This window comes from Cellulomonas fengjieae, assembly GCF_018388465.1.
Classification (GTDB): domain Bacteria; phylum Actinomycetota; class Actinomycetes; order Actinomycetales; family Cellulomonadaceae; genus Cellulomonas; species Cellulomonas fengjieae.
In genome coordinates, this window is sequence record NZ_CP074404.1 from 2,057,567 (window position 1) to 2,080,173 (window position 22,607).

24 protein-coding genes and 4 tRNA genes are annotated in these 22,607 nt (G+C 72.0%); 10 read left to right on the plus strand and 18 right to left on the minus strand.

Annotated elements, in window-relative coordinates; genetic code table 11:
- Window positions 1–18 precede the first annotated feature (18 nt).
- From ruvB to KG102_RS09625, 14 genes are all read right to left on the minus strand, one after another.
- Window positions 19–1,077 carry a Holliday junction branch migration DNA helicase RuvB gene (gene ruvB, locus KG102_RS09560; RefSeq protein ID WP_208213329.1) on the minus strand — a complete coding sequence of 353 codons (1,059 nt, stop codon included), beginning with the start codon at window positions 1,075–1,077 and terminating at the stop codon, window positions 19–21.
- On the minus strand, window positions 1,070–1,681 hold the full coding sequence (ruvA, locus tag KG102_RS09565; protein ID WP_208289869.1) for a Holliday junction branch migration protein RuvA: 612 nt from the start codon (window positions 1,679–1,681) through the stop codon (window positions 1,070–1,072). Before ruvA ends, ruvB begins: the two co-directional genes overlap by 8 nt.
- 82 nt (window positions 1,682–1,763) lie before the next feature.
- Window positions 1,764–2,330 (minus strand): crossover junction endodeoxyribonuclease RuvC, encoded by a 567-nt coding sequence (gene ruvC / locus KG102_RS09570; protein WP_208213327.1) that lies wholly within the window; start codon window positions 2,328–2,330, stop codon window positions 1,764–1,766.
- Between the two features lie 95 nt (window positions 2,331–2,425).
- Window positions 2,426–3,181, minus strand: coding sequence for a YebC/PmpR family DNA-binding transcriptional regulator (locus tag KG102_RS09575; RefSeq protein ID WP_208213326.1), 756 nt, complete (start codon window positions 3,179–3,181; stop codon window positions 2,426–2,428).
- A gap of 67 nt (window positions 3,182–3,248) precedes the next feature.
- Window positions 3,249–3,860: a pyridoxal 5'-phosphate synthase glutaminase subunit PdxT gene (pdxT, locus tag KG102_RS09580; protein WP_208213325.1), complete on the minus strand. Its 612-nt coding sequence runs from the start codon at window positions 3,858–3,860 to the stop codon at window positions 3,249–3,251.
- A gap of 88 nt (window positions 3,861–3,948) precedes the next feature.
- Complete coding sequence (locus KG102_RS09585) at window positions 3,949–4,578, minus strand: NUDIX hydrolase (RefSeq protein WP_208289868.1); 630 nt, start codon at window positions 4,576–4,578, stop codon at window positions 3,949–3,951.
- Entirely contained in the window at window positions 4,575–5,498 is a 924-nt protein-coding gene (pdxS, locus tag KG102_RS09590; RefSeq protein ID WP_208213323.1) for a pyridoxal 5'-phosphate synthase lyase subunit PdxS, read from the minus strand. Before pdxS ends, KG102_RS09585 begins: the two co-directional genes overlap by 4 nt.
- Window positions 5,499–5,595: 97 nt before the next feature.
- Window positions 5,596–6,252: a hypothetical protein gene (locus KG102_RS09595; protein WP_208213322.1), complete on the minus strand. Its 657-nt coding sequence runs from the start codon at window positions 6,250–6,252 to the stop codon at window positions 5,596–5,598.
- The gene (locus tag KG102_RS09600; RefSeq protein WP_208213730.1) at window positions 6,249–7,448 is read right to left on the minus strand and encodes a glycosyltransferase family 4 protein; all 1,200 of its coding nucleotides are present in this window, start codon (window positions 7,446–7,448) and stop codon (window positions 6,249–6,251) included. Before KG102_RS09600 ends, KG102_RS09595 begins: the two co-directional genes overlap by 4 nt.
- Before the next feature lie 20 nt (window positions 7,449–7,468).
- Window positions 7,469–8,431, minus strand: coding sequence for a phosphatidylinositol mannoside acyltransferase (locus tag KG102_RS09605; RefSeq protein ID WP_208289867.1), 963 nt, complete (start codon window positions 8,429–8,431; stop codon window positions 7,469–7,471).
- Window positions 8,428–9,042 (minus strand): phosphatidylinositol phosphate synthase, encoded by a 615-nt coding sequence (pgsA, locus tag KG102_RS09610; protein ID WP_208289866.1) that lies wholly within the window; start codon window positions 9,040–9,042, stop codon window positions 8,428–8,430. Before pgsA ends, KG102_RS09605 begins: the two co-directional genes overlap by 4 nt.
- A 7-nt stretch (window positions 9,043–9,049) precedes the next feature.
- Window positions 9,050–9,601, minus strand: a complete 552-nt coding sequence (locus KG102_RS09615) for an HIT family protein (protein ID WP_307802849.1) — start codon at window positions 9,599–9,601, stop codon at window positions 9,050–9,052.
- Window positions 9,602–9,603: 2 nt separating this feature from the next.
- A complete protein-coding gene (gene thrS / locus KG102_RS09620; protein ID WP_208289865.1) occupies window positions 9,604–11,616 on the minus strand; it encodes a threonine--tRNA ligase in 2,013 nt (670 codons plus the stop codon).
- A gap of 131 nt (window positions 11,617–11,747) precedes the next feature.
- A tRNA-Val gene (locus tag KG102_RS09625) sits at window positions 11,748–11,820 on the minus strand.
- Window positions 11,821–12,108: 288 nt separating this feature from the next.
- On the opposite strand from KG102_RS09625, the gene KG102_RS09630 reads away from it, so the two are divergent.
- The gene (locus KG102_RS09630; protein ID WP_208213318.1) at window positions 12,109–12,537 is read left to right on the plus strand and encodes an SsgA family sporulation/cell division regulator; all 429 of its coding nucleotides are present in this window, start codon (window positions 12,109–12,111) and stop codon (window positions 12,535–12,537) included.
- Window positions 12,538–12,602: 65 nt separating this feature from the next.
- On the opposite strand, the gene KG102_RS09635 is transcribed toward KG102_RS09630, so the two are convergent.
- Together KG102_RS09635 and KG102_RS09640 are read right to left on the minus strand one after the other, a co-directional pair.
- On the minus strand, window positions 12,603–13,466 hold the full coding sequence (locus tag KG102_RS09635; protein WP_208289864.1) for an aminotransferase class IV: 864 nt from the start codon (window positions 13,464–13,466) through the stop codon (window positions 12,603–12,605).
- 4 nt (window positions 13,467–13,470) lie between these two features.
- The gene (locus KG102_RS09640; protein ID WP_249667266.1) at window positions 13,471–14,538 is read right to left on the minus strand and encodes a chorismate-binding protein; all 1,068 of its coding nucleotides are present in this window, start codon (window positions 14,536–14,538) and stop codon (window positions 13,471–13,473) included.
- Between the two features lie 145 nt (window positions 14,539–14,683).
- Here KG102_RS09640 and KG102_RS09645 point away from each other — a divergent pair.
- The 5 genes from KG102_RS09645 to KG102_RS09665 all read left to right on the plus strand — a co-directional run bounded on the left by KG102_RS09645 (window position 14,684) and on the right by KG102_RS09665 (window position 16,409).
- Window positions 14,684–14,755, plus strand: a tRNA-Gly gene (locus tag KG102_RS09645).
- A gap of 55 nt (window positions 14,756–14,810) precedes the next feature.
- Window positions 14,811–14,881 (plus strand) — tRNA-Cys (locus tag KG102_RS09650).
- A gap of 30 nt (window positions 14,882–14,911) precedes the next feature.
- Window positions 14,912–14,986, plus strand: a tRNA-Val gene (locus KG102_RS09655).
- Between the two features lie 231 nt (window positions 14,987–15,217).
- Entirely contained in the window at window positions 15,218–15,544 is a 327-nt protein-coding gene (locus KG102_RS09660; protein ID WP_208213292.1) for an STAS domain-containing protein, read from the plus strand.
- A 154-nt stretch (window positions 15,545–15,698) separates the two neighbouring features.
- A complete protein-coding gene (locus tag KG102_RS09665; protein WP_208289862.1) occupies window positions 15,699–16,409 on the plus strand; it encodes an ANTAR domain-containing protein in 711 nt (236 codons plus the stop codon).
- Window positions 16,410–16,517: 108 nt separating this feature from the next.
- Here KG102_RS09665 and KG102_RS09670 read toward each other — a convergent pair whose 3' ends face one another.
- Both KG102_RS09670 and KG102_RS09675 read right to left on the minus strand, forming a co-directional pair.
- Window positions 16,518–17,216, minus strand: a complete 699-nt coding sequence (locus KG102_RS09670; RefSeq protein WP_208213290.1) for a GAF and ANTAR domain-containing protein — start codon at window positions 17,214–17,216, stop codon at window positions 16,518–16,520.
- On the minus strand, window positions 17,213–17,953 hold the full coding sequence (locus tag KG102_RS09675) for a GAF and ANTAR domain-containing protein (RefSeq protein WP_208289861.1): 741 nt from the start codon (window positions 17,951–17,953) through the stop codon (window positions 17,213–17,215). The genes KG102_RS09670 and KG102_RS09675 overlap by 4 nt, the downstream gene beginning before the upstream one ends.
- Before the next feature lie 439 nt (window positions 17,954–18,392).
- Here KG102_RS09675 and KG102_RS09680 point away from each other — a divergent pair, with 439 nt between their 5' ends.
- The 4 genes from KG102_RS09680 (at window position 18,393) to deoC (ending at window position 22,547) form a co-directional block, all read left to right on the plus strand.
- Entirely contained in the window at window positions 18,393–18,992 is a 600-nt protein-coding gene (locus KG102_RS09680; protein WP_208289860.1) for an ATP-binding protein, read from the plus strand.
- A gap of 247 nt (window positions 18,993–19,239) precedes the next feature.
- The gene (locus tag KG102_RS09685) at window positions 19,240–19,977 is read left to right on the plus strand and encodes a GAF and ANTAR domain-containing protein (protein WP_208213287.1); all 738 of its coding nucleotides are present in this window, start codon (window positions 19,240–19,242) and stop codon (window positions 19,975–19,977) included.
- Window positions 19,978–19,989: 12 nt separating this feature from the next.
- Window positions 19,990–21,501 carry a PP2C family protein-serine/threonine phosphatase gene (locus KG102_RS09690; RefSeq protein WP_208289859.1) on the plus strand — a complete coding sequence of 504 codons (1,512 nt, stop codon included), beginning with the start codon at window positions 19,990–19,992 and terminating at the stop codon, window positions 21,499–21,501.
- A 350-nt stretch (window positions 21,502–21,851) separates the two neighbouring features.
- A complete protein-coding gene (gene deoC, locus KG102_RS09695) occupies window positions 21,852–22,547 on the plus strand; it encodes a deoxyribose-phosphate aldolase (RefSeq protein ID WP_208289858.1) in 696 nt (231 codons plus the stop codon).
- Window positions 22,548–22,607: the final 60 nt, after the last annotated feature.

Here is a 22,607-nt window from a genome sequence, read left to right on the forward strand (position 1 = left end):
CCGCGATCGGGCCGCGGGTCAGCCGAAGAGCGTGCCGGAAGCGGCGGGCACCTGGAGCCCGAGGTGCGCCCAGGCGGCCGGCAGGGCGACCCGACCACGGGGGGTGCGGCCGATCAGGCCCTCGCGCACGAGGAACGGCTCAGCCACCGTCTCGACGGTCTCGGGCTCCTCACCGACCGCGACGGCGAGCGTGGTCAGACCCACCGGTCCCCCGCCGAACCGCGTGCACAGTGCCGTGAGCACCGCGCGGTCTAGCCGGTCCAGCCCGAGGTCGTCGACCTCGTAGACCTCGAGCGCCGCGCGCGCTGCAACGAGGCTCAGCGTGCCGTCCCCGCGCACCTCCGCCCAGTCGCGCACGCGCCTGAGCAGGCGGTTCGCGATCCGAGGCGTGCCGCGCGAGCGCGCCGCGAGCTCGGCCGCGGCGGTGTGGTCCAGCGGGACACCGAGCAGCCCGGCCGACCGCACGAGCACGCGCTCGAGGTCGTCCGCCGAGTAGAAGTCGAGGTGCGCGGTGAAGCCGAACCGGTCGCGCAGCGGTGCGGGGAGCAGCCCGGCGCGCGTGGTCGCACCGACGACCGTGAACGGTGGGAGGGTCAGCGGGATCGCGCTGGCGCCGGCTCCCTTGCCGACGATCACGTCGACCCGGAAGTCCTCCATCGCCATGTACAGCAGCTCCTCGGCGGGCCGAGCGAGCCGGTGGATCTCGTCGATGAACAGGACCTCGCCCTCCTCGAGCGAGGACAGGACGGCCGCGAGATCGCCCGCATGCTGGATGGCCGGGCCGCTGGTGACCCGCAGAGGCGCCCCCATCTCCGCCGCGATGATCATCGCGAGCGTCGTCTTGCCGAGCCCGGGAGGCCCCGAGAGCAGCACGTGGTCGGGCGCCTTGCCACGACCGCGGGCCGCGTCGAGCACGAGCGAGAGCTGGTCGCGCACCACGCGCTGCCCGACGAACTCGTCGAGCCGGCGCGGACGCAGGGCCGCCTCGGCCGCACGCTCCAGGTCGTCGGCACCCGCCTGCACGAGCGACTCGGCGGCGAAGCGTTCGGTCACCAGCTCCTCGCGCTCCTCAGCCATGCCCGCCCCCGAGCGTCCGCAGCGCCGCACGCAGCACGCCGGCCACCTCGTCGGCCGCGACCGGGCCCTCGGTGCCCTCGAGCACCGTCGCCACGGCGTCGCCGGCCGCGCGCGCGTTCCAGCCGAGTCCGACCAGCGCCTCGACCACCTGGTCGCGCCGGTCGCCGCCGAAGACCGCGGCCGCCGGGGCCGAGGTGCTCGCCGGGACGCCGATGCGGTCCTTCAGCTCGAGGACGATGCGCTGCGCGCCCTTGAGGCCGATCCCGGGCACGCGCTGGAGCGCCTTGAGGTCCTCGTCGACGACCGCTCGGCGCAGCCCGTCCGGGGTGTGCACCGCGAGCATCGCCAGGGCCAGGCGCGGGCCGACGCCGCTGACGGTCTGCACGACCTCGAAGACCTCGCGCTCGTCGCCGTCCGCGAACCCGAAGAGGGTCAACGCGTCCTCGCGGACCACCAGGGACGTCTCGAGCTGCGCGGTGGATCCCACCCGCAGTCCCGCGAGGGTGGCCGGCGTGGCGTGCAGCAGCAGGCCTACTCCCCCGACCTCGACCACCGCGGCGTCGAGCCGCACCGCCTGCACCGTGCCGTGGACCGACGCGATCACCGGCCACCTCCATCGCCTCGAGAGTCAGTCTGCTGCGCACACTCTGACACACGCAGACGAACAGGTGTACGAAGACACGCGGTCACCCGCGGCGCCGGGCCGCCTGCTCCGCGGTCGCCCACGCGCGCTGCGCGGCGGTCAGCGAGCCGGGAGCCCGCTGTGGTGCGCCCAGGGCTCCCGCCGGCCGCCACAGGTGACAGACCGCGAGGGCGAGAGCGTCCGCGGCATCGGCCGGGCGGGGCAGCTCCTCGAGCCGCAGGAGCCGCTGCACCATGGTCTGGACCTGGGCCTTGTCGGCCCGACCGTTCCCGGTGACCGCGGCCTTGACCTCGCTCGGGGTGTGCAGTGCGACGGGGATGCGGCGTCGCGCCGCGGCGAGCATCGCGATGCCCGCGACCTGAGCGGTGCCCATCACCGTGCGCAGGTTCTGCTGGGCGAAGACCCGCTCGACCGCGACGGCGTCGGGCGCGTGCTCCTCCAGCCACTCCTCGAGCTGCCGCTCGATGGCCAGCAGGCGCTGGTCGACGTCCCAGAGCGCGTCCGAGGTGGCGACACCCACCGCCACCATCGACAGCCGCCGCGACGAGTGGCCGTCGACGACGCCAAGACCGCACCGGGTCAGGCCGGGGTCGACTCCGAGGACGCGCACGGCACATGGTCCCAGGCGTCCCCGGCCGATCCGGGGAGGCCGCGCCGGACGTCGACGTGACCTGGCCGACGCGCGGCCGGGATCACGCCCGCGCCTCAGTCGTTCTCGAGCTCCGCCATGACCTCGTCGGACGCGTCGAAGTTCGCGTAGACGTTCTGCACGTCGTCCGAGTCCTCGAGCGCGTCGATGAGACGCAGGATCTTGCGGGCGCCCTCCGCGTCCACCTCGATCTGGGTGGCGGGCCAGAACACGACGTCCGCCGAGTCGTACTCGATGCCCGCGTCCTGCAGCGCCGTGCGCACGGGCACCAGGTCGGTCGCCTCGGAGAGCACCTCGAAGGCCTCGCCGATGTCGTTGACGTCCTCGCCCCCGGCGTCCAGCACGGCCTCCATCACGGCCTCCTCGCTGGTCCCCTCCTTGGGCACGATGACGACGCCCTTGCGCGAGAACAGGTAGGACACCGAGCCGGGGTCGGCCATCTGGCCGCCGTTGCGGGTGAACGCGACGCGCACGTCCGAGGCCGCCCGGTTGCGGTTGTCGGTCAGGCACTCGACCAGGACCGCGACCCCGCCGGCGCCGTAGCCCTCGTACATGATCGTCGAGTAGTCGGCGCCGCCGGCCTCCTGGCCGGAGCCGCGCTTCACCGCCCGGTTGATGTTGTCGATCGGGACGGAGTTCTTCTTGGCCTTCTGGACCGCGTCGAACAGCGTGGGGTTGCCCGCGAGGTCACCGCCGCCCGTGCGGGCGGCCACCTCGATGTTCTTGATCAGCTTCGCGAACAGCTTGCTCCGCTTGGCGTCGACCACGGCCTTCTTGTGCTTGGTGGTGGCCCACTTGGAGTGACCCGACATCGCTTCAGCTACCCCTTCGTCTCCTGTGCATGCCCGGGTGCCCCGGCCTCGGCTGCTGCGCCGACGGTCACAGGCTGTCGCGGACGATCTCTACGAACAGTTGGTGCACCCGGGTGTCTCCGGTGACCTCCGGGTGGAACGAGGTCACGAGCAACGGGCCCTGGCGGACGGCCACGATCCTACCGGCGGCGGGGCCCGACTCCACGCGCGCCAGCACGGTGGCGTCGGGACCGACCTCCTCGACCCACGGCGCGCGGATGAAGACGGCGTGCAGCGGTTGCTCGGCGGCGGCCTGGAGCCCGTCGATGACCAGGTCGGTCTCGAACGACTCCACCTGCCGGCCGAACGCGTTGCGCCGGACCGTCACGTCGACGCCGCCGAGCGTCTGCTGGCCCTCGATGCCGCCGAGCACCCGGTCCGCGAGCAGGATCATCCCCGCGCACGAGCCGTACGCGGGCATCCCGTCGCGCAGGCGGGCGCGCACGGGCTCGAACAGGTCGAAGGCGCGCAGGAGCTTGTCCATCGTCGTCGACTCACCGCCGGGGATGACCAGCGCGTCGACGGTGTCGAGCTCGCGCTCACGGCGCACCGGGACGGCGGTCACGCCGGTCGAGGCCAGGGCGTGCACGTGCTCACGCACGTCTCCCTGCAGGGCGAGGACTCCGACGGTCACGGTCACGACGGGAAATTCTAGGCGGTGCCCGGGCACCGACGGGTCCGCCGACCCCGCCGTCGCGGCGACGGCGGGCCCCAGTCGACGGACCGGTCTACTCGCGGACCAGGCCGAGGTGACGCGTGTGACCGTCCCAGGTGGGCAGCAGGCCGCGGACCAGGTCGACGAGACCGTCCGGGAACACCTCGATGTCGACGCGGTCGAGGTCGTCGAGCGACCACCAGCGCAGCTCGTCGATGACGTCGAGCTCGAGGTCGGTCCAGCCCGCGCGGTCGGCGCTGTCGAACGCGGACGCCGGCACGCGTGCGAGGTAGAGGATCTCGTCCTGGCGGCAGTGCTCGGCGAAGAAGTCGAAGATCGCCGACCGCGTGAACACCGGTCCGACCACGGCCTCCGGGTCGAGCACGATCCCCGTCTCCTCGCGGACCTCACGCACCGCGGCCGACAGGGCGTCCTCCCCGTCGTCGATGCCGCCACCGACCGTGAACCACCAGCTGCGGTCGGGCTGGTCGACGTCGTGCCCGCGGATCAGCAGCACCCGGTCGTCCTCGTCGAGCAGGATCACCCGCGCGGCCTCGCGGAACAGCAGGCCGTCGTCGTCGCGGCGCCACTCCGGCCCCAGCCCGTGCACCGGACCGCCGCCGTGCGCGCTCGAGCGCGGGGGGACGGCGAAGGCCGCGGACTCGTCGCCCGCGGCCTCCGGCGTGACAGGGTCCTGCGTCACCAGCCGCGCTCGGCGAGGCGGTGCGGCTCCGGGACGTCCTCGACGTTGATGCCGACCATGGCCTCGCCCAGCCCGCGCGAGACCTTGGCGATGACGTCCGGGTCGTCGAAGAACGTCGTCGCCTTCACGATGGCCGCGGCCCGCTCGGCCGGGTTGCCCGACTTGAAGATGCCGGAGCCGACGAACACGCCCTCGGCGCCCAGCTGCATCATCATCGCGGCGTCGGAGGGGGTGGCGATGCCGCCCGCGGTGAACAGCACGACGGGGAGCTTGCCCGCCTGCGCGACCTCCTTGACCAGGTCGTACGGCGCCTGCAGCTCCTTGGCGGCGACGAACAGCTCGTCCTCCGGCAGCGAGGTCAGGCGGCGGATCTGGTCGCGCAGCGTGCGCATGTGCGTCGTCGCGTTCGACACGTCACCGGTGCCCGCCTCGCCCTTGGAGCGGATCATGGCCGCGCCCTCGGTGATGCGGCGCAGGGCCTCGCCCAGGTTGGTGGCGCCGCAGACGAACGGGACCGTGAAGGCCCACTTGTCGATGTGGTGCGCGTAGTCGGCGGGCGTGAGCACCTCGGACTCGTCGATGTAGTCGACACCGAGCGACTGCAGCACCTGCGCCTCGACGAAGTGGCCGATGCGGGCCTTGGCCATCACGGGGATGGAGACGGCCTCGATGATGCCGTCGATCAGGTCGGGGTCGCTCATCCGGGCGACACCCCCCTGGGAGCGGATGTCGGCGGGGACGCGCTCGAGGGCCATCACGGCGACCGCTCCGGCATCCTCGGCGATCTTGGCCTGCTCCGCGTTGACGACGTCCATGATGACGCCGCCCTTGAGCATCTCCGCCATCCCCCGCTTCACGCGGGCGGTGCCGATGACGCCGGCGTGCGTCGCGCTGGTGGACTGGCTGTTCTCGCTGGTCACGTCAAGCCTCACAGATCGTGTGCGGGATTCGGACGGCCGCGGCGGCGGCCGGATCGGTCAATCGTAGTCCTCGGGCCGTCGATCGCCCGGCCCCGTCTCAGCGGGACGACGGGCTCTGCTCGGTGCCGCTGCGGGCGCCGGGACGGCCCAGGTTCTCGGGCCAGGCGTCGTCCAGCTCCAGGCCCACGGGCTCCGGTGCGTGACCCGCCAGGCGCAGCAGGCGGACCATCGGTCCGCTGCGTGCCCGCGCCGTCTGGGCGACCGCCTCGTTGTGGAACCGACGGGCCAGCTGCACCCGGTACCAGGACGAGGCCAGCAGCTCGACCAGCTCGTTGCCCGCGGGGTCCGCGCGCAGCGCGGCGACCTCGTCGGGATCGTCCAGCGCCTCGCGCAGGGTCGCGGACAGCTCGCTCTCGATCCCGCCGCGGTCCACGGGGACGGTCGTCGTCGTGCCCTCGGGGTGCTCGTCCGGGCCGACGAGCGCCAGGAGGTCCGCCGGCAGCTCGCTCGCCTGGGTGGAGAGCGCGGCCCAGGCCGCCTCACCGACGAGCACCGAGCTCACCGGGTCCAGCAGCCCGGAGGTCGCCAGCTCGGCGGCCACCGTGGCGCGGCGCACCAGCTGCGCGTCGAGCACGGCACGCGACGTCCCGACCTTGCGGTGCAGCCGGTCCAGCCGGGAGGCAGCGACCCACACCCACCACAGCACGAGCGCCAGGACGAGCGTCACGTAGACCGTGATCTCCGACCACATCATCGGACGTCACCCCGGGCACGGCGCATCTCGAGCAGACGCGCGCCGCGCACGGACGACGGGTCCTCGCGCACCGGGGTCTCCTGGCCGGCCACGACCATCTCGTACACGGCGAGCACCTGGCCGGTGACGGTCGACCAGTCGTACTGGCGCACCACCTCCAAGGCGTGCGCGGACACGCGTGCCCGCAGCTCGGCGTCGCCCAGGACCCGCACGAGGGTCCCGGCCAGGTCCTCGCTGTCACCCGTCCGGAACAGGACCCCGGCGGCGCCGTCGTCCAGGACACGGGAGAACGCCCCCAGGTCGCTCGCGACGACGGTCGCGCCCGCGCTCATCGCCTCCACCAGGACGATGCCGAAGCTCTCTCCACCGGTCTGCGGGCCGCAGTACACGTCGACCGAGGCCAGCAGGTTCGCCTTGTCGTCGTCCGAGATGCCGCCGAGGAACTCGACGCTCGCCGCCGCCTCGTCACCGAGGAGCTCGCGCACCTCGTCGGGGCCCGTCTCGCCGCGCCCCGCCACGAGGAACCTGGCGCCGGGGATCTCGGCCAGCACGCGCGGCACCGCCTCGAGCAGGACCGGCAGGCCCTTGCGCGCCTCGTCCAGCCGGCCGAGGAAGGCGATGGTCGGTCGCTCGGGCGTGCCGGTCCAGCGCGCGTCGGGCTGCGCGACGGTGAACGCGTCGACGTAGACCCCGTTGGGGATGACCACCGCGTCCCCGCCCATGTGCTCGACGAGCGTGCGCCGGGCGTCCTCCGAGACGGCGATCCGGGCACCGATCTTCTCCAGCGACTGCCGCACCAGCGGATAGGCCATCTGGAGCGGCCGCGACCGGATGAGCGCCGTGTGGAACGTGGCGACGATGGGGCCGTCCGCGATCCAGAGCGCGAGCATGCCGAGGCTCGGGGTGACCGGCTCGTGCAGGTGCAGCACGTCGAACTCCCCCGCCGCGAGCCACTTGCGCACGCGCGCCGCGGTCACCGGCCCGAAGGTCATCCGCGCGACCGCGCCGTTGTACCGCACGGGGATCGCCCGCCCGGCCGCGGTCATGTAGGAGGGGATGGGGGTGTCGTCGTCGGCGGGCGCGAGGACGGACACCGTGTGCCCGCGGGCGATCAGCGCCTCGGCCAGGTCCCGCACGTGGAACTGGACGCCGCCGGGGACGTCGTAGGAGTACGGGCACACGATCCCGATCCGCAGCGGGCGCGCTCCGTCCGGGCTCATGCGGCCCCCTCCTGTGCGGCGACCGTCGCGGCGTAGCGCACGGGGTCGAGATCCTCGACGAACACCTTCTGCAGCATGTGCCAGTCCTGCGGGTGCTGCCGCACGCCCGCGGCGAACTCGTCGACCCAGGCCTGCGTCAGGACCCGCACGCGGTCGGCGCGCGGCACGTCCGCGGGCAGCTCGACCGGCGTGCTGAACTGGACGACGATGCCCCACGGCGAGCCCGCCGCCCGGCGGCGCGCCCCCGTGAGCCGCTCGTAGTAGATGGTCGTGCTCAGCAGCGGGGCGCCCGTCGTGATGGCCAGCGCCGCGGGACCCGCGGCGACCCGGGCGCGCTCCCCGAGCAGGTCCACCTCGACGCCCCGGGACGTCAGGTCGCGGTCCGCCAGCAGCGGGAGCAGGACCGGACCACCCCGCGCCGCGCGCACGAGCCCGCGGAAGACGTCGCCACCGCCCGTGAGCGGCAGGATCGTGATGCCGATGCTCTCCCGGAAGCCGAGGAACTCCTGGAAGAGCTCCTCGGGCTTGAGCCGCTCGGCCACGGTGGTGACCGGAGCGATCTCCCGCGTGCAGTAGGCGCCCGCCAGGTCCCAGTTGCCGGTGTGGCCCAGCGCGAGGACGACCGGCTGCCCCTGGTCGGTGAACGCCCGGAGGTTCTCCTCCCCCTCGATGCGCACCCGTGCCTCGATCTGGTCCCTCGACATCGTCGCGAGGGCGAACACCTCACCGAAGTACCGCATGTACGAGCGCATGCCCGCGCGGCTCAGCCGGCGCAGTGCCCGTGGGTCCAGATCGGGCCGCACGCGCGCGAGGTTCTTCTCCAGCTGAGGCACACCGCCGCCCCGCCGCAGCCATGTGGCGTCCGCCGCGAGGTCGCAGAGCGCGCGCAGCAGCGGTCCCGGGATCCGCCCGGCCAGCCTCCACCCCAGGGCGTACGCCCGCGCCACGTCGACCTTCACTCGGACACCCGCAGGGCGGCCTGGCGGTAGACCTTGCTCATCCGCTGGACGATCGTGACCGCGGACGCGAGGGCCAGCAGCGCCAGCGTGACCGTGAGCACCACGTCGGGCGCACCAACCCCGACCGCGGCCGTGGCCACCAGGACCAGCGCCAGCCGGTCGGCGCGCTCCGCGATACCACCGGACGCCGTCATGCCGAGGCCCTCCGCGCGGGCGCGGGCGTAGGGCACGATCGAGCCGAGCACCAGGCAGGCGAGCGCGAGGACCGCGGTCAGGCGGTCGTCGCCCCCCGCGGTGAACCACAGGACGAGCCCCGCGAAGATCGCACCGTCCCCGAAACGGTCGAGCGTGGAGTCGAGGAACGCGCCCCACGGCCCGGACCGTCCGGCCTGCCGCGCCATCACGCCGTCGAGCGAGTCGGTGAGCACGAACACCGCGATGACCAGGGTCCCGACCAGCAGGCGCCCGGTCGGGAACGCCCACAGCGCCGTCACGACCACGACGAGCGTCCCCGTGACGGTCACGGCGTCGGGCGAGACCCCCAGGCGCAGCAGAGCCTTTGCCACGGGCGTGAAGAAGCGCGTCATGGCGCCGCGCAGTCCGTTCAGCACGTACCGATCATCCCTTCGGTGCGGTCGGCCAGGCGGCCGCCAGGCGCGTCCGCGTGTCGCTCAGCAGCTCGGGCAGCGCGCGGGTGCGGGCGACGATGGGCAGGAAGTTCGAGTCGCCCGCCCACCGCGGCACGACGTGCTGGTGCAGGTGCGCAGCGATCCCGGCGCCGGCCACGTCGCCCTGGTTCATGCCGAGGTTGAAGCCCTGCGGCGACGTCACCTCGCGGGTCACCCGCATCGCGGTCCGGGTGAGCGCCGCGACCTCGGCGACCTCGGGCTCGGTCAGGTCCGTGTAGTCGGCGACGTGGCGGTACGGGCAGACCAGCAGGTGACCCGAGTTGTACGGGTAGAGGTTGAGCACGACGAAGGCGACCTCGCCGCGCGCCACGATCAGGCCGTCCTCGTCGCTCGCCTGCGGGGCGCGGCAGAACGCGCAGCCGTCACCGGCCTCCCCGTCGACCGGCTTGTCCTGGCCGCCGATGTACGCCATGCGGTGCGGCGTCCAGAGGCGCTGGAACCCGTCCGGCACGCCTGCGAAGTGGTCCGCCGGCTCGCTCACGCTCAGACCTGCACGCGGTCGCGCACCGCCGACACGATGCGCTCGATCGCCTCGGCGACGGGCACACCGTTGTCCTGACGTCCGTCCCGGTAGCGGAACGAGACGGCCCCGGCCTCGGCGTCCTCGCCACCGGCGATGAGCACGAACGGGATCTTCTGCGTGCTGGCGTTGCGGATCTTCTTGCCGAACCGGTCGTCCGACCGGTCCACCTCGGCGCGGATCCCCTGGGCGCGCAGCTGCTGCACGACCTCGTCGAGGTAGCCCTCGAACGGCTCCGCGACGGGCACGGCGAGCACCTGCACCGGCGCCAGCCACGCGGGGAACGCCCCGGCGTAGTGCTCCGTGAGCACGGCGAAGAACCGCTCGATGGAGCCGAAGAGGGCGCGGTGGATCATCACCGGCCGCTGACGGGTGCCGTCGGGGGCGGTGTACTCGAGCTCGAACCGCTCGGGCAGGTTGAAGTCGAGCTGGATCGTCGACATCTGCCAGGTGCGACCGAGCGCGTCCTTGGCCTGCACGGAGATCTTCGGGCCGTAGAACGCGGCGCCGCCGGGGTCGGGCACCAGGTCGAGCCCGGACGCCTCGGCCACCTGCCGCAGCGTCTCGGTCGCCTCGTCCCAGACGGCGTCGGACCCCACGAACTTCTCCGGGTTCTTGGTCGACAGCTCCAGGTAGAAGTCGTCGAGCCCGTAGTCCTTGAGCAGGTCGAGCACGAACGTCAGCAGGCTGGTCAGCTCCTCCTGCATCTGCTCACGGGTGCAGTAGATGTGCGCGTCGTCCTGGGTGAACCCGCGCGCGCGGGTCATGCCGTGCACGACGCCCGACTTCTCGTACCGGTACACGGTGCCGAACTCGAACAACCGGAGCGGCAGCTCGCGGTACGAGCGTCCCCGCGCCGCGAAGATCAGGTTGTGCATCGGGCAGTTCATCGGCTTGAGGTAGTAGTTCTGCCCCTGCTTGCGGATGTTGCCCTCGGCGTCGCGTTCCTCGTCCAGGACCATCGGCGGGTACATGCCGTCGGCGTACCAGTCGAGGTGCCCCGAGATCTGGAACAGCTGCTCCTTGGTGATGTGCGGGGTGTTGACGAACGAGTACCCCGCCTCCACGTGCCGCCGGCGCGAGTAGTGCTCCATCTCCATGCGGATGATGCCGCCCTTGGGGTGGAACACCGCCAGCCCCGAGCCGATCTCCTCCGGGAAGGAGAACAGGTCGAGCTCGTTGCCCAGCTTGCGGTGATCGCGACGCTCGGCCTCGGCGATGCGCTCGAGGTACGCGCGCAGCTCGTCCTTGGTGGGCCAGGCGGTGCCGTAGACGCGCTGCAGCTGCGGGTTCTTCTCCGAGCCGCGCCAGTAGGCGGCAGCCGAACGGGTCAGCTGGAAGCCGTTGCCCAGCAGGCGGGTCGTGGGGATGTGCGGACCGCGGCACAGGTCCTGCCACACGACCGCCTCGGACTCGCGGCCCGCACCGCGCACGTTCTGGTAGATGCTCAGCCCGCCCAGGCCGACCTCGACGGACGCCCCGTCGGCAGCCGTCGGGTCGCCCTTGAGCCCGATGAGCTCGAGCTTGTACGGCTCCTCGCGCAGCTGCGCCCGGGCCTCGTCCTCGGTGACGTCCCAGCGACGGAACGTCTGACCCTCCTTGACGATCCGGCCCATGACCTTCTCGATCGCCTTGAGGTCCTCGGGGGTGAAGGGGGTGTCGACGTCGAAGTCGTAGTAGAAGCCGTCGGTGATCGGCGGGCCGATCCCGAGCTTGGCCTTCGGGTTGACCTCCTGCACGGCCTGGGCCAGCACGTGCGCCGCCGAGTGCCGCAGGACGGCCAGGCCGTCGGGGTCCTCGATGGTCACGGCCTCCACGACCGCGCCGTCGGGCAGCGGGAGGTGCAGGTCGCGCAGCTCGCCGTCCACGCGGACGACGACGACGTCGCGCCGGGAGGAGTACAGGTCCGTACCCGTCGTCCCCGGCTCCACCGTGGTCGCGATCCCGTCGACGGTCAGGGTGATGAGCTCGGTCACCGGTACAGCCTCCTTCATGGCCGCTCGCCCTCGCGGCGAGCCCCTCGATGCTACCGGCGGGCCTGCCGCGCGCCGGACCTCTATATACGGCAGAAGGGGCCGGCCCGCTGGGCCGACCCCTTCTGGTCCTGTGGGCGATACCGGACTCGAACCGATGACCTCCTCGGTGTGAACGAGGCGCTCTACCAACTGAGCCAATCGCCCGTCGTCCGCCGGTCGGGTCGTCCGCGACACGCCGTGTGCCGGGACGACGACCACCCGCGGGTGACGTCGAGGAGGATGCTACCCGGCGCAGGACGAGAACCGGAAACCGAAGCCGCGCAGGTCACGGCGGCCACGCCCCGAGCGTCGCCGTCATCAGGACGGGTGGCGCCGCCGCAGGCCGTGAACGCGCCGCAGGTCCCTCCGGGTGAACTCGACCTCCGTACCGGGCCATTCCGGCACGTGGCCTGCCATGATGAGACTTCCAGCCGTTGTGAACAGGAGGACCCGATGCCGAGCTCGTCATATGACGTCGTCGAGGTCGTCGCCATGCAGCTCATCGGGTCCGACGCGAGCGTCCTGCCGGTGAGCACCGAGTTCTCCTTCAGGACTACGGACCCCTACACGGTGCGCGCGGTCTTCACCGGCCCGCACACCATGTCGACCTGGCTCGTCGGCCGCGAGCTGCTCTCCCTCGGGATGCACGCGACAGCCGACGCTCCCGCCGGGACCGGCGACGTGCAGGTGTGGCGCGACGAAGACCCGGACTACACGCTCCTGTCACTGAGCGGTGTGGAGGGAAGCGCGCTCCTCGCCGCTCCCGCCGAGCCCATCGAGCGCTTCCTCGCCGCGACGGAGGCCCTCGTGCCCCTCGGCGCCGAGAGCGACCGCATGGAAGGCGAGATCACCGCGCTGATCGCCGCTCTGCTTACTGCCTGAGCGCTGACCGCCTGACCCGCTGTTCACCGACCGGCCCCGCCTGAGGCGGGGCCGGTCGTCGCACGTCACGGGTCGAGGTCGTCGGCCAGCCTCGCCTGGAACAGCCGCTGCGCCTCGACGCAGAGCGGGCCGGCCTCCACCTCCGAGCCGTCGAGGCTCACCACGGGCGACACGTTGCGGATCGATCCGCTCATCGCCAGGTGGGCCGACCCCTCGACCACCTCGTCGAGCACGTCGTAGCGCAGCTCACCCGGCGCCGCCTCGCGGACGGGAAGCCCGACCGCGGCCGACCACTCCAGCAGCAGCTCACGGGTGATGCCCGCCAGGCAGCCGCTGGACAGGGGCGGGGTGAGCAGCTCGCCCTCACGCTCCAGGAAGACGTTGGACGCGGTCCCCTCGCACAGCTCCCCCACGGTGTTGGCCAGGACCGCCTCGTCGGCGCCGAGCCGGTACGCCTCGGAGACCGCCACCACGTTCTCGGCGTAGGACGTGGTCTTCAGACCGGCGACCGCCGACCGCTCGTTGCGCACCCACGGGACGCGGATGACGCGCGACACGTCGGACGGTGCACCGGAACCGGCGAGCACGAACAGGCTCTGGCGCTGGTCCGCGGGCGCGAACCGTGGGGAGCCGAGCGGTCCGGGCCCCCCCGTGAGCGTGATGCGCAGCCGGCCGACGTCGGGGCCCGAGGCCGCGATCACCGCGGCGACGCCCTCGCGGACGGCGCCCTCGTCCGGTGCCGTCAGGCCCAGGCCCAGCGCGGACCGCGCCAGCCGGCGCAGGTGGCGGGTCAGCGCGAACGCCGTGCCGTCGTACACGGCGCACGTCTCGAACACGCCGTCGCCCACCGTAAGGCCGTGGTCGATCCCGGGCGCCAGGGGCTCCTCGGGACCGTAGAGACGGCCGTTCGACCAGATCACGACACCCATCGCGTCAGTCTGTCACCAGCCCGGCGTCGCCGCCGGACGCCAGAGCGACCAGCCGCGCGGCCTTGAGCTCGGTCTCGGCCCACTCGGACTGGGCGTCGCTCCCCCACGTGATCCCGGCTCCCGTCCCGAACCGCAGGACGTCGTCCGCCCACCAGAACGTGCGGATGCCGACCGCGAGCTCGGCGCGCACCGAGCCGTCCACGGCGACCTCGACCCACCCGACCGCGCCGCAGTAGGGACCGCGGGGCACCGGTTCGAGCGCGTCGATGACGTCCAGCGCCGACGACTTCGGCGCACCGGAGACCGAGCCCGGGGGGTAGGTGGCGTCGAGCAGCCGCGCCCACAGGTCCGGGGCCGACGCGACGTCCTCGGCGAGCGCCCCCTGCACGGTGCTCACCAGGTGCACCAGGCCCGGGTGGTGCTCCTCGCCGAGCAGCGTCGTCACCTCCACCGTGCCGGGCGCACAGACCCGCTGCAGGTCGTTGCGCACCAGGTCGGTGATCATGATGTTCTCCGCGCGGTCCTTGTCGGTCATCGCCTCGGCAGTGGCGGCCGTCCCCTTGATGGGGCCGCTGGTCACGATCCCGTCCGCGATCCGCAGGTACAGCTCCGGGGACGCGCTGACCACCCACGCCTCCCCCGGTACGTGCACCCCGCCCGAGTACGGCGCGGGGTTGCCCGCGTCCAGCACGGCTCCCAGCGCCCGGGCGTCCGGCTCCCCCGCCAGCGGCGCGCTCAGCATGCGGCAGATGTTGGCCTGGTAGACGTCGCCCTCCTCGATGTGCGCCCGCACCCGCTCGACGGCCTCGACGTACTGCGCACGGTCGAGCGACGACGTCCAGGCCTCCGGTGAGGGGCCGACCCAGGGGCCTGGGGCCGCGGGCGCGGACGCGGCGACGTCGGCGAACCGCCAGGCGCGCACGCGGCCCTCGAAGTCCCCCACGACGGCCCACCACCCGGGCGTGACCAGGCGCTCCGGCTGGAGCCGTACGTCGACGACCTCGAGGACGCCGGACGCCTCGACGCCGGCGAACCACGCCACACCACGTCGACTGCCGGTCTGCTCGGGCACGCCCACACCCTACGGAGCGGGCGCCGGAGCCGTGCGATCCGCACGATCACCCGGGTGCGCGGAGCCAGTTGGACTCTCGCCGAGATCGTCGGTTAGAGTTCGGGACACACACGGAGCACCGGTGAAAACCGGGAGGACGTGCTGTGCGGACGTGGCTCAGTGGTAGAGCATCACCTTGCCAAGGTGAGGGTCGCGGGTTCGAATCCCGTCGTCCGCTCGGAGGCAGACACTCCTGATCGGCTGGCTGCAGCCGCTGAGGACTGCGGTCTCAGGGTGGAGTGGCCGAGTGGCGAGGCAGCGGCCTGCAAAGCCGTATACGTGGGTTCGAATCCCATCTCCACCTCGTAGCAACCTGCTTTAACGGATTCACTCCGGGCGATTGGCGCAGCGGTAGCGCGCTTCCCTGACACGGAAGAGGTCACTGGTTCGATCCCAGTATCGCCCACCAGCATCACTGCACGTCAGAGGGTCGTCACCGAGTCATCGGGGCGGCCCTCCGTCGTGCATGAGCCACCGGCCCCTGGCATCACGCTGTCGACTTGACACCGGGGCCCATGCTGGAGGTGTCGTTGGCTCACTGAGCCTACTCACCTTGGGTGGACCGTCTGCGATGCACAGCACGTAGAACCCGGACCGTCATTGGTCCTCAGGGGTCCCTGTGAACACGCGCCTACCCTCGATGATCCGTACCCCCTTCGCCCAGATACGCGTGACCACCTCCGCAGACAGCGTCCTGATCGCGTTCTCGGGAGAGCTCGACCACTCCCTGACAGAGGAGTTCACACCCATCCCCGCCGCCCTGAAGGCTTCCGGGCTCCCCGTGCGGGTGGACCTGAGCGAGGTCACCTTCTTCGGTGCATGGGCGGTGCGCGCACTGCTCGCACTTCGCGCGGCCGCCCCGGGCGGAGTGTTCACCGTGCTGGCGGACAGCGACGCGGTTCGCAGAACTGTGGTCGCCTCTGGCGTCACCGACTTGGTTCCCCTTGTCGGATCCACAGCCCTGTGACGGCTTGCCGGCCACGGCGGGGACATCGCATTGCTACCTCCGCATCGCAGGTCGCCCTGGGCTGCACCGGCGGACCCAGACCTCGTCGGCGCGCCGAGCAGAGCACCCCCGGTCCAGAAGAGGCCGCCCCCACCTCGCGCACGGAGGCCCTCGTGTGACGGACCGCATGTCTGTGCTGGCCTGGCTCGCGCGCGTGATCGCCGACGGCTCAGGTGACCGACCGCTCGCGCAGCGGTTGTGCGTGGCGTGCGTCGAGATCCTGGACGCGCACGGTGTGGCGATCACATTGGCGTCGTCGCGCCCCGAACGGCTCACGGTGTGGGCCACCGACGGGACCTCCGCGCGGTTGGAGGACTTGCAGGACGTCTTGGGAGAGGGCCCAGGCCAGGAAGCCTTCGACACCAACGCCGTCGTGATCACCCACATCGACGGTGAGACCCACGGGCGGTATCCGCTCTTCACCGAGCTGGCGGGGGCAGCCGCGGGCGCCGCGACGATCTGGGCACTGCCGATGCGCATCTCAGGGGGCCGCGCGGTCGGCGTCGTGACGCTGTACCGCCGGGGCGGACGGCTCGCGGGCACCCTCGAGGACGCGCAGCTCCTTGCCGACGCTGTCGGCGCCGTGGTGATCAACGACCCCGACGGACCCGTCAACGGCCAGGCCTGGTCCCTCCGGGCGCGCGTCCATCAGGCCACCGGGATGGTCGTCGCGCAGCTACGGATGCACCCGGACGACGCGCTCGCCCTGCTGCGCGCGCACGCGTTCGCCGACAGCTCCTCTGTCGACGCCGTCGCTGAGGCCGTCATCACTCGGGAGCTCACCTTCGCGCAGGCGGAAGACAGCACAGAGAGCGGTACGCCCTGAACGAGGTCGCGCACCGCGTTCGCGAGTAGGAGCTGTGATGGCGAGGCGCAGAAGGGCCGAGTCTCGCCCCTCCGCCCATGGCGCCTCTCTCGGTCCCTCCAGGAGAGCTCAGCGCTGGTGGGCGGCGTGCACCACGTCCTGAGCGACCCGTGCGAGCGTCGACCCGGTGGACCTGGTGCGCGTGATGAGCTCGTCGTACGCCTCCGCCATGCCCAGCCCCAGCTGCTGCGCCAGCACGCCCTTGGCCTGCTCGACGACGATGCGTCCCTCCAGTGCGAGCGACACGTGACGGGTCAGCTCGTCGTCGGCCATCACCGCCGGCTGCACGATGGTCAGCGTCGCCAGGTCAGCCATGCTCTGCGCCAGCACGGCGGCATCGTGGTCGAACTCCTCCGGTCCGGTCGAGAACAGCCCCAGACCCCCGAGCGCGTGCTCGCGGAACAGCAGTGGGAAGGCGTGCACTGCCTGGAACCCCGCGTCCACGATCTCCCGGCCGACGTCCGGCCAGCGCGCGACGACGGTGTCCGCGCCCACCGCGAACGTCGCCTCCCCGGCGCGCGAGGCGTCGACGCACGGACCCGACTCGCGTTGGGCCTGGTACAGCTCGAGGTGGGCGACCCCGTGGGACGTCGCGCTCAGCAGCTCCAGCTCGTCGGCGGCGTTGCGCACCAGGATCGCGGCCGCCGTGACGGGGAGCAGCTCGACGCAGTCGTGCAGGAGCCGTGCGAGCACTCCGGTGATCTCCTGGTCGTGCACCAGCGCTGCCGCGACCTCAGCGAGGGCTTCTGTCGGTGTGCGTGTTGTCATGATCCGTCCATCCCCGTGCTGTCGTCCGGGAGAGCTTCGTCGACGTCGGAGCCCGACGTGGTGTCCGCGAAGGTGAGGCGTCGCTCGGTGACGGCACGTGCCACCTCATCGAGGGTGGACGCCTCCGAGAACGCGTGGGCGCGCAGCAGGGCCAGGGCGTCCTCCGGGGCGACCACGAGCTGCACCACCACCATGCCGGTGGCCTGGTGCACCCGCGCGCGGTCGGACCAGCCGGCGAACGGTGCCTCCTCGCCGGCCGCGTCGTCGAGCAGCGCAGCACCCACCGCGTCGGCGAGGAACTGCGCGTCTTCGAGGTCCCCTGCCAAGGGGCCGAGCAACCGGTAGAGGGTGACGACGCCGATGGTGTGACCGCCGGGGTGCATGGGTATGGACCACACAGTCACTGGCCCGGTGATGTCACGAACAAGCTCATCGAACAGCGGGAATCGTCCATCTCCGGAGCCGTCGACATTCGCGACGACCGCGTGACCATCGCGGTACGCCTCATGCCCAGGCCCCTCGCCCAGCACGTCCTGCAGGTCCTCCATGCGGGCCGAGTTCCTGTCGGTAGCGCTCACGGTCAGACGCTCCGGCTCGGTCGGAGCCAACGTGATCGAGCCGCCGTCGGCTCCCAGGATCTCCACGCACGCACGGCACAGCCGTGTCGCGAGAGGCTCGTCAGCGTCGCCGGCCGCCACGGAGGTAGCCAGCCGCCCGAGCACCACGCTGCGCTTCATCAGCTCTCCCTCCCCGCTCCGCCCGCGTCGACGTGCCGATGCGCTCCCGACCATCTTCGCCCACCGTCGGGTCTCACGACCCAGGTACGCAGATGTGCACACGCACCGAGCGGTCCTCGAGCGCTGCCCGAGCGATCCGCCGGAGGCCTCCTCGGTGCTCGGTTGCGCGCCATGGTCCATGTTCGCCTCCATGCCGCCCGAATGCCCACTCCGGGACGGCAGGACGTGTGCCGAGCCGCTGAGATCCCGGGAGGGAGGCGTCCTCGACGACGTCCGCCACGAGGCGCCGCTCGACGGCCCCACCGGGTTCCGCGCCGCCCCGGCGCCGGTACCCGAGGTGGTCGCCACCGGACTCCTCGGCGGATGCGCACCTTTCGGACGTGGCACAAGATGGGGTACTCGCGGCAGATCGCCGCATCGAATCCCCGAGAGCCGACCCGTGCGCCTCCGCTTCACCGCCGACCTGTCGACGATCGCCCGTGCTCGTCATTGGGTCGTCGATCAGGCGCACGCCCACGGCGCTACCCCTCGCGCGGTCCGGACCGTCGAGCTGCTCGCCAACGAGGCCGTCACCAACGCGGTCGTCCACGGCCCCGCAGCGGGCGGTGTCGAGGTGAGCATCCGCAGGCGCGGACACCACCTACGCATCAGTGTTCGCGACGAGAGCGACGCCCCGCCGATTCTGCGCGACCCCCGCCTCACCGCGCCGGGGGGACGAGGCATCCTGCTCATCGACCGCCTCTCCAGCGCCTGGGGTGTGCAGCCACACCCTGCCGGCGGGAAGACCGTCTGGTTCGAGCTCCACGACCGCGACCCTGGGACCCCGCAGCCATCAGACGGTGAGGCGCTGCTCGGCCGGCCAGTGGAGGCCGCGCTCGAGGGGGGAGTCACAGCCGAGCGCGCTAAAGGGGTCCTCGCACAGACCCAGCACATCGACATGGTCGCCGCGGACGACATGCTGCGCCAGATCGCGAACGCGCAGGACATCACCGACTCGGACGCGGCCGAGAACGTGGTCCGCAGCGCACAGGACCGATAGCCGGTTCACGTGCGGGATGCGGGTGGGCCGGACCTCGCATCATCAGCGCGCCTCCCGTGATGCGGTCCGCAGCCTCTCCGTGCTGTACCGGACACTGTGCGGGTAGTGTGCGTAGTGCGCACAGTGAGCAGACACTTTGCGTCAGTGGCTCCGACCGGAGCCGGTGTCAGCTTCTGCCCGAGTTCTCGGGTATGGGCGCAGGCAGCTCGGCCACGGGCCGAGTGCCGACCGAATCGGGGTTCCCCAGGTGTCTGCGAGCCTTCCTGAGCGTGATCTGCCACTGGCCGAAGAGCTGGCCACGGTCTTCACGCAGATGTCCGGTCTGCTGCTGTCGCAGGAGACGGTCGAGACGGCTCTGCACACGATCGCGACATTGGCGCAGACGACTTTGCCGGGCACGGTTGCAGCTGGCCTGACGTTGGTCGACGTGCACGGGCGCCGGACCACAGCCGGCGCGTCGGACCGTGTCACGCAGCGGGCTGACGCGCTGCAGTACGAGCTCGATGAGGGGCCGTGCCTGACCGCGTGCGCACAGCGCACCCTCGTCCGCGTGGACGACGTCGCGCATGACGAACGCTGGCCGCGGTGGGCTCGAGCGGTGCGGCCGCTCGGGGTGTACTCGACCCTCAGCGCACCCCTGGTCGCCGGTGACACCACCCTCGGCGCGATCAAGGTCTACGGGCAGCACCCGGGGATCTACGACGCCCATGCCGAACACGTCATGACGTTGTTCGCCGCACAGGCCGCGGTGCTGGTCGCCAACGTCCAGACGGTGGAGAACGCCCGCAGTCTCAGTACTCAGCTGCGGGATGCGCTGCGCAACCGGGACGTGATCAGCACCGCCAAGGGAGTGCTGATGGCCCGCGAGGGCGTCGACGAAGACACCGCCTTCGCCCGCCTCGTCGCGATGTCGCAACGCGACGGGCGCAAGCTGCGCGATGTCGCCGAGACGCTGGTACGCGCCGCATCCCAGCGTCGACGCTGAGCGCAGGTTCGCATGAGCATGCGTGCCGCCACCGCCGACGAGCAGCGCCACGCCCTGGACATCGCGTATCGCCGAGCGCACCTGAGCCTCGACGACCTCTGGCTGGCCTACTTCACCCTCGGCGGAGAAGCGGGACCGATGGAGGTCGAGGCGTACCTGCATGGCCTGATGCCGCTACCCCGCGGGCAGCGCGACATGCTGGCCCACGCGGTCAACGAACGCCTCGACGACCTCACCACGCGACTTCGGGTGCCCTACACCCGAACCCTTCGCGACCCGACCCCGATCACCGGGCCCCTTGCCGCACTGGCCGGCCTCCTGGACGGTACCCTCCAGGCCGCGCCGGAAGAGCTCGTTCGACTCCTCCCCCTTGCCGCCGACGCCCTGGGCGTGCGAGCCGTCCTGCACGTCATCGACTACGCGCAACGCCAGCTGGTCCCCGTGCACCTGGACCCCGCCGGTCGGGGCCGCATCGTCGGCGGTGAGCCCCTGGGAGTGGACTCCACGCTGGCCGGCCAGGCGTTCCAGCGCGGCCACGCCATCTCCAGCCCTGCCGATGACCGGCACCGGATGTGGGTGCCCGTGATCGACGGAGTCGAGCGCCTAGGCGTCCTGGAGATCACCCCGGGCGACGACGAAGACCTCGACGACCCACAGCTGCGCCGCGACTGCCTCTGGGTGGCCAACCTCGTCGGTCATCTCATCAGTGCCGGCGGTGCGTACGGCGACGCGTTCGACGCAGTACGCCGGACCAAGCCACGCTCCGCTTCCGGTGAGCTGATCTGGAACCTCATACCGCCCCTGACCGCCGGGACGGACCGCTTCGTGATCGCCGGCCAGTTCGAGCCCTGCGACGACGTCGGGGGTGACGCCTTCGACTACGCACTGTCCCAGGAGACCGCCAGGCTCGCGATCTTCGACGCGACGGGCCATTCACTGGCCTCCGGGCTCGCCGCCGCTGCCGCGCTGGCCGCCTCCCGCAACAGCCGACGCTCCGGCGCGGGACTCGTGGAGCAGGCGTCGGCCATCGACGATGTCATCGCCACGCACTTTGCCGACCGCATGATGTACGTCTCGGGGATCCTGGCCGAGATCGACCTGACGACAGGCCGGCTGCGATTCATCGTGGCCGGGCATCCGGCCCCGCTCCTTCTTCGCGACGGCAAGATCGTCAAATCCTTGGCCGGCGACGGACGAGGCATGTTCGGCCTGCAGATGCGGGCCATGTCCGTGGGCGAGGAAACTCTCGAGCCGGGCGACCGCCTGCTGCTCTACACCGACGGCATCACGGAGGCTCGCGACCGTGACGGGCAGTTCTTCGGTTCCGACCGACTGGAGAACTTCCTCCAGCGCGCCGACGCCGCGGGCTATCCACCGCCGGAGACCGTCCGCCGGCTGACCCGCGCAGTCATGGAACACCAGCACGGCCGCCTGCAGGACGACGCCACCGTTCTGCTCGCCTCATGGTTGCCGACACCGTCGGAGCACCCGGCACCCGGCACCCCTCGCCGAGCGCTGACCTGACAACACCCCGGCCGACATCAACGCCGGAGCTGAGCGCGCGAGAGGGCCCGCGTCGCGCACACCACGCTCTCCCACACCCACTAAACTTCTCAGGCGGGTGATCGCCGACCGGCCCCACGCCGTCGCGCGTTCGGCCTGGCGCCCACACCCCGACCGACGTAGTCCCTTCGAGCGCGCGCGGGTTCGAGGCCGAAGGACCCACGTCGGGCGCCGGCGGATCCGCCAGGGTGGGGCGCACGCGCCCGACGTCGGCGGACCCCGCACGCACCATCCCCCACACGACGCACGCACACGCCTCACGACCACGTGATCCGGACGGCCGGAGCCGCCCAGATCGACAGGAGAGTCCCATGACCACGACCGCCACCACCGGCATCGACCCCGCCGCGCTCGCCCAGTACGTCGACCACACCCTGCTCAAGCCCGAGGCGACAGCAGCGGACGTGGCCGCCCTGGTCGCCGAAGGTGCGCAGCTCGGCGTGTACTCGGTGTGCGTCTCGCCGTCGTTCCTGCCGCTGGACCTCACCCAGGCGCCGAACCTGCGGGTCGCTGTGGTGTGCGGCTTCCCCTCCGGCAAGCACCACAGCAGCATCAAGGCCGCCGAGGCGGCACTGGCCGTGCAGCACGGGGCCGACGAGGTCGACATGGTGATCGACGTCGGCGCAGCCAGGTCCGGGGACTTCGCCGCGGTCGAGGCCGACATCGCCGCCGTCCGCGCCGCAGTGCCGGCCCCCGGGGTCCTGAAGGTCATCGTCGAGTCCGCGGCGCTCGACGACGCGCAGATCGTCGGCACCTGCCGAGCCGCCGTCGCCGCGGGCGCCGACTTCGTGAAGACCTCCACGGGCTTCCACCCAGCCGGCGGCGCCACCGTGCACGCCGTCGAGCTGATGCGCGCGACCGTCGGACCCACGATGGGCGTCAAGGCATCGGGCGGCATCCGCACCGCCGCGGACGCGCTGGCCCTCATCGAGGCGGGCGCCACCCGCCTGGGCCTGTCCGCCACGGGCGCCGTGCTCGCCGGCCTGGACGGCGGCGCCGGCTACTGACCGGCGACTGCGACCGACCGGGCTCCCCCGTCGGAGCGCCACCGGGTCGTGGGCGACCTC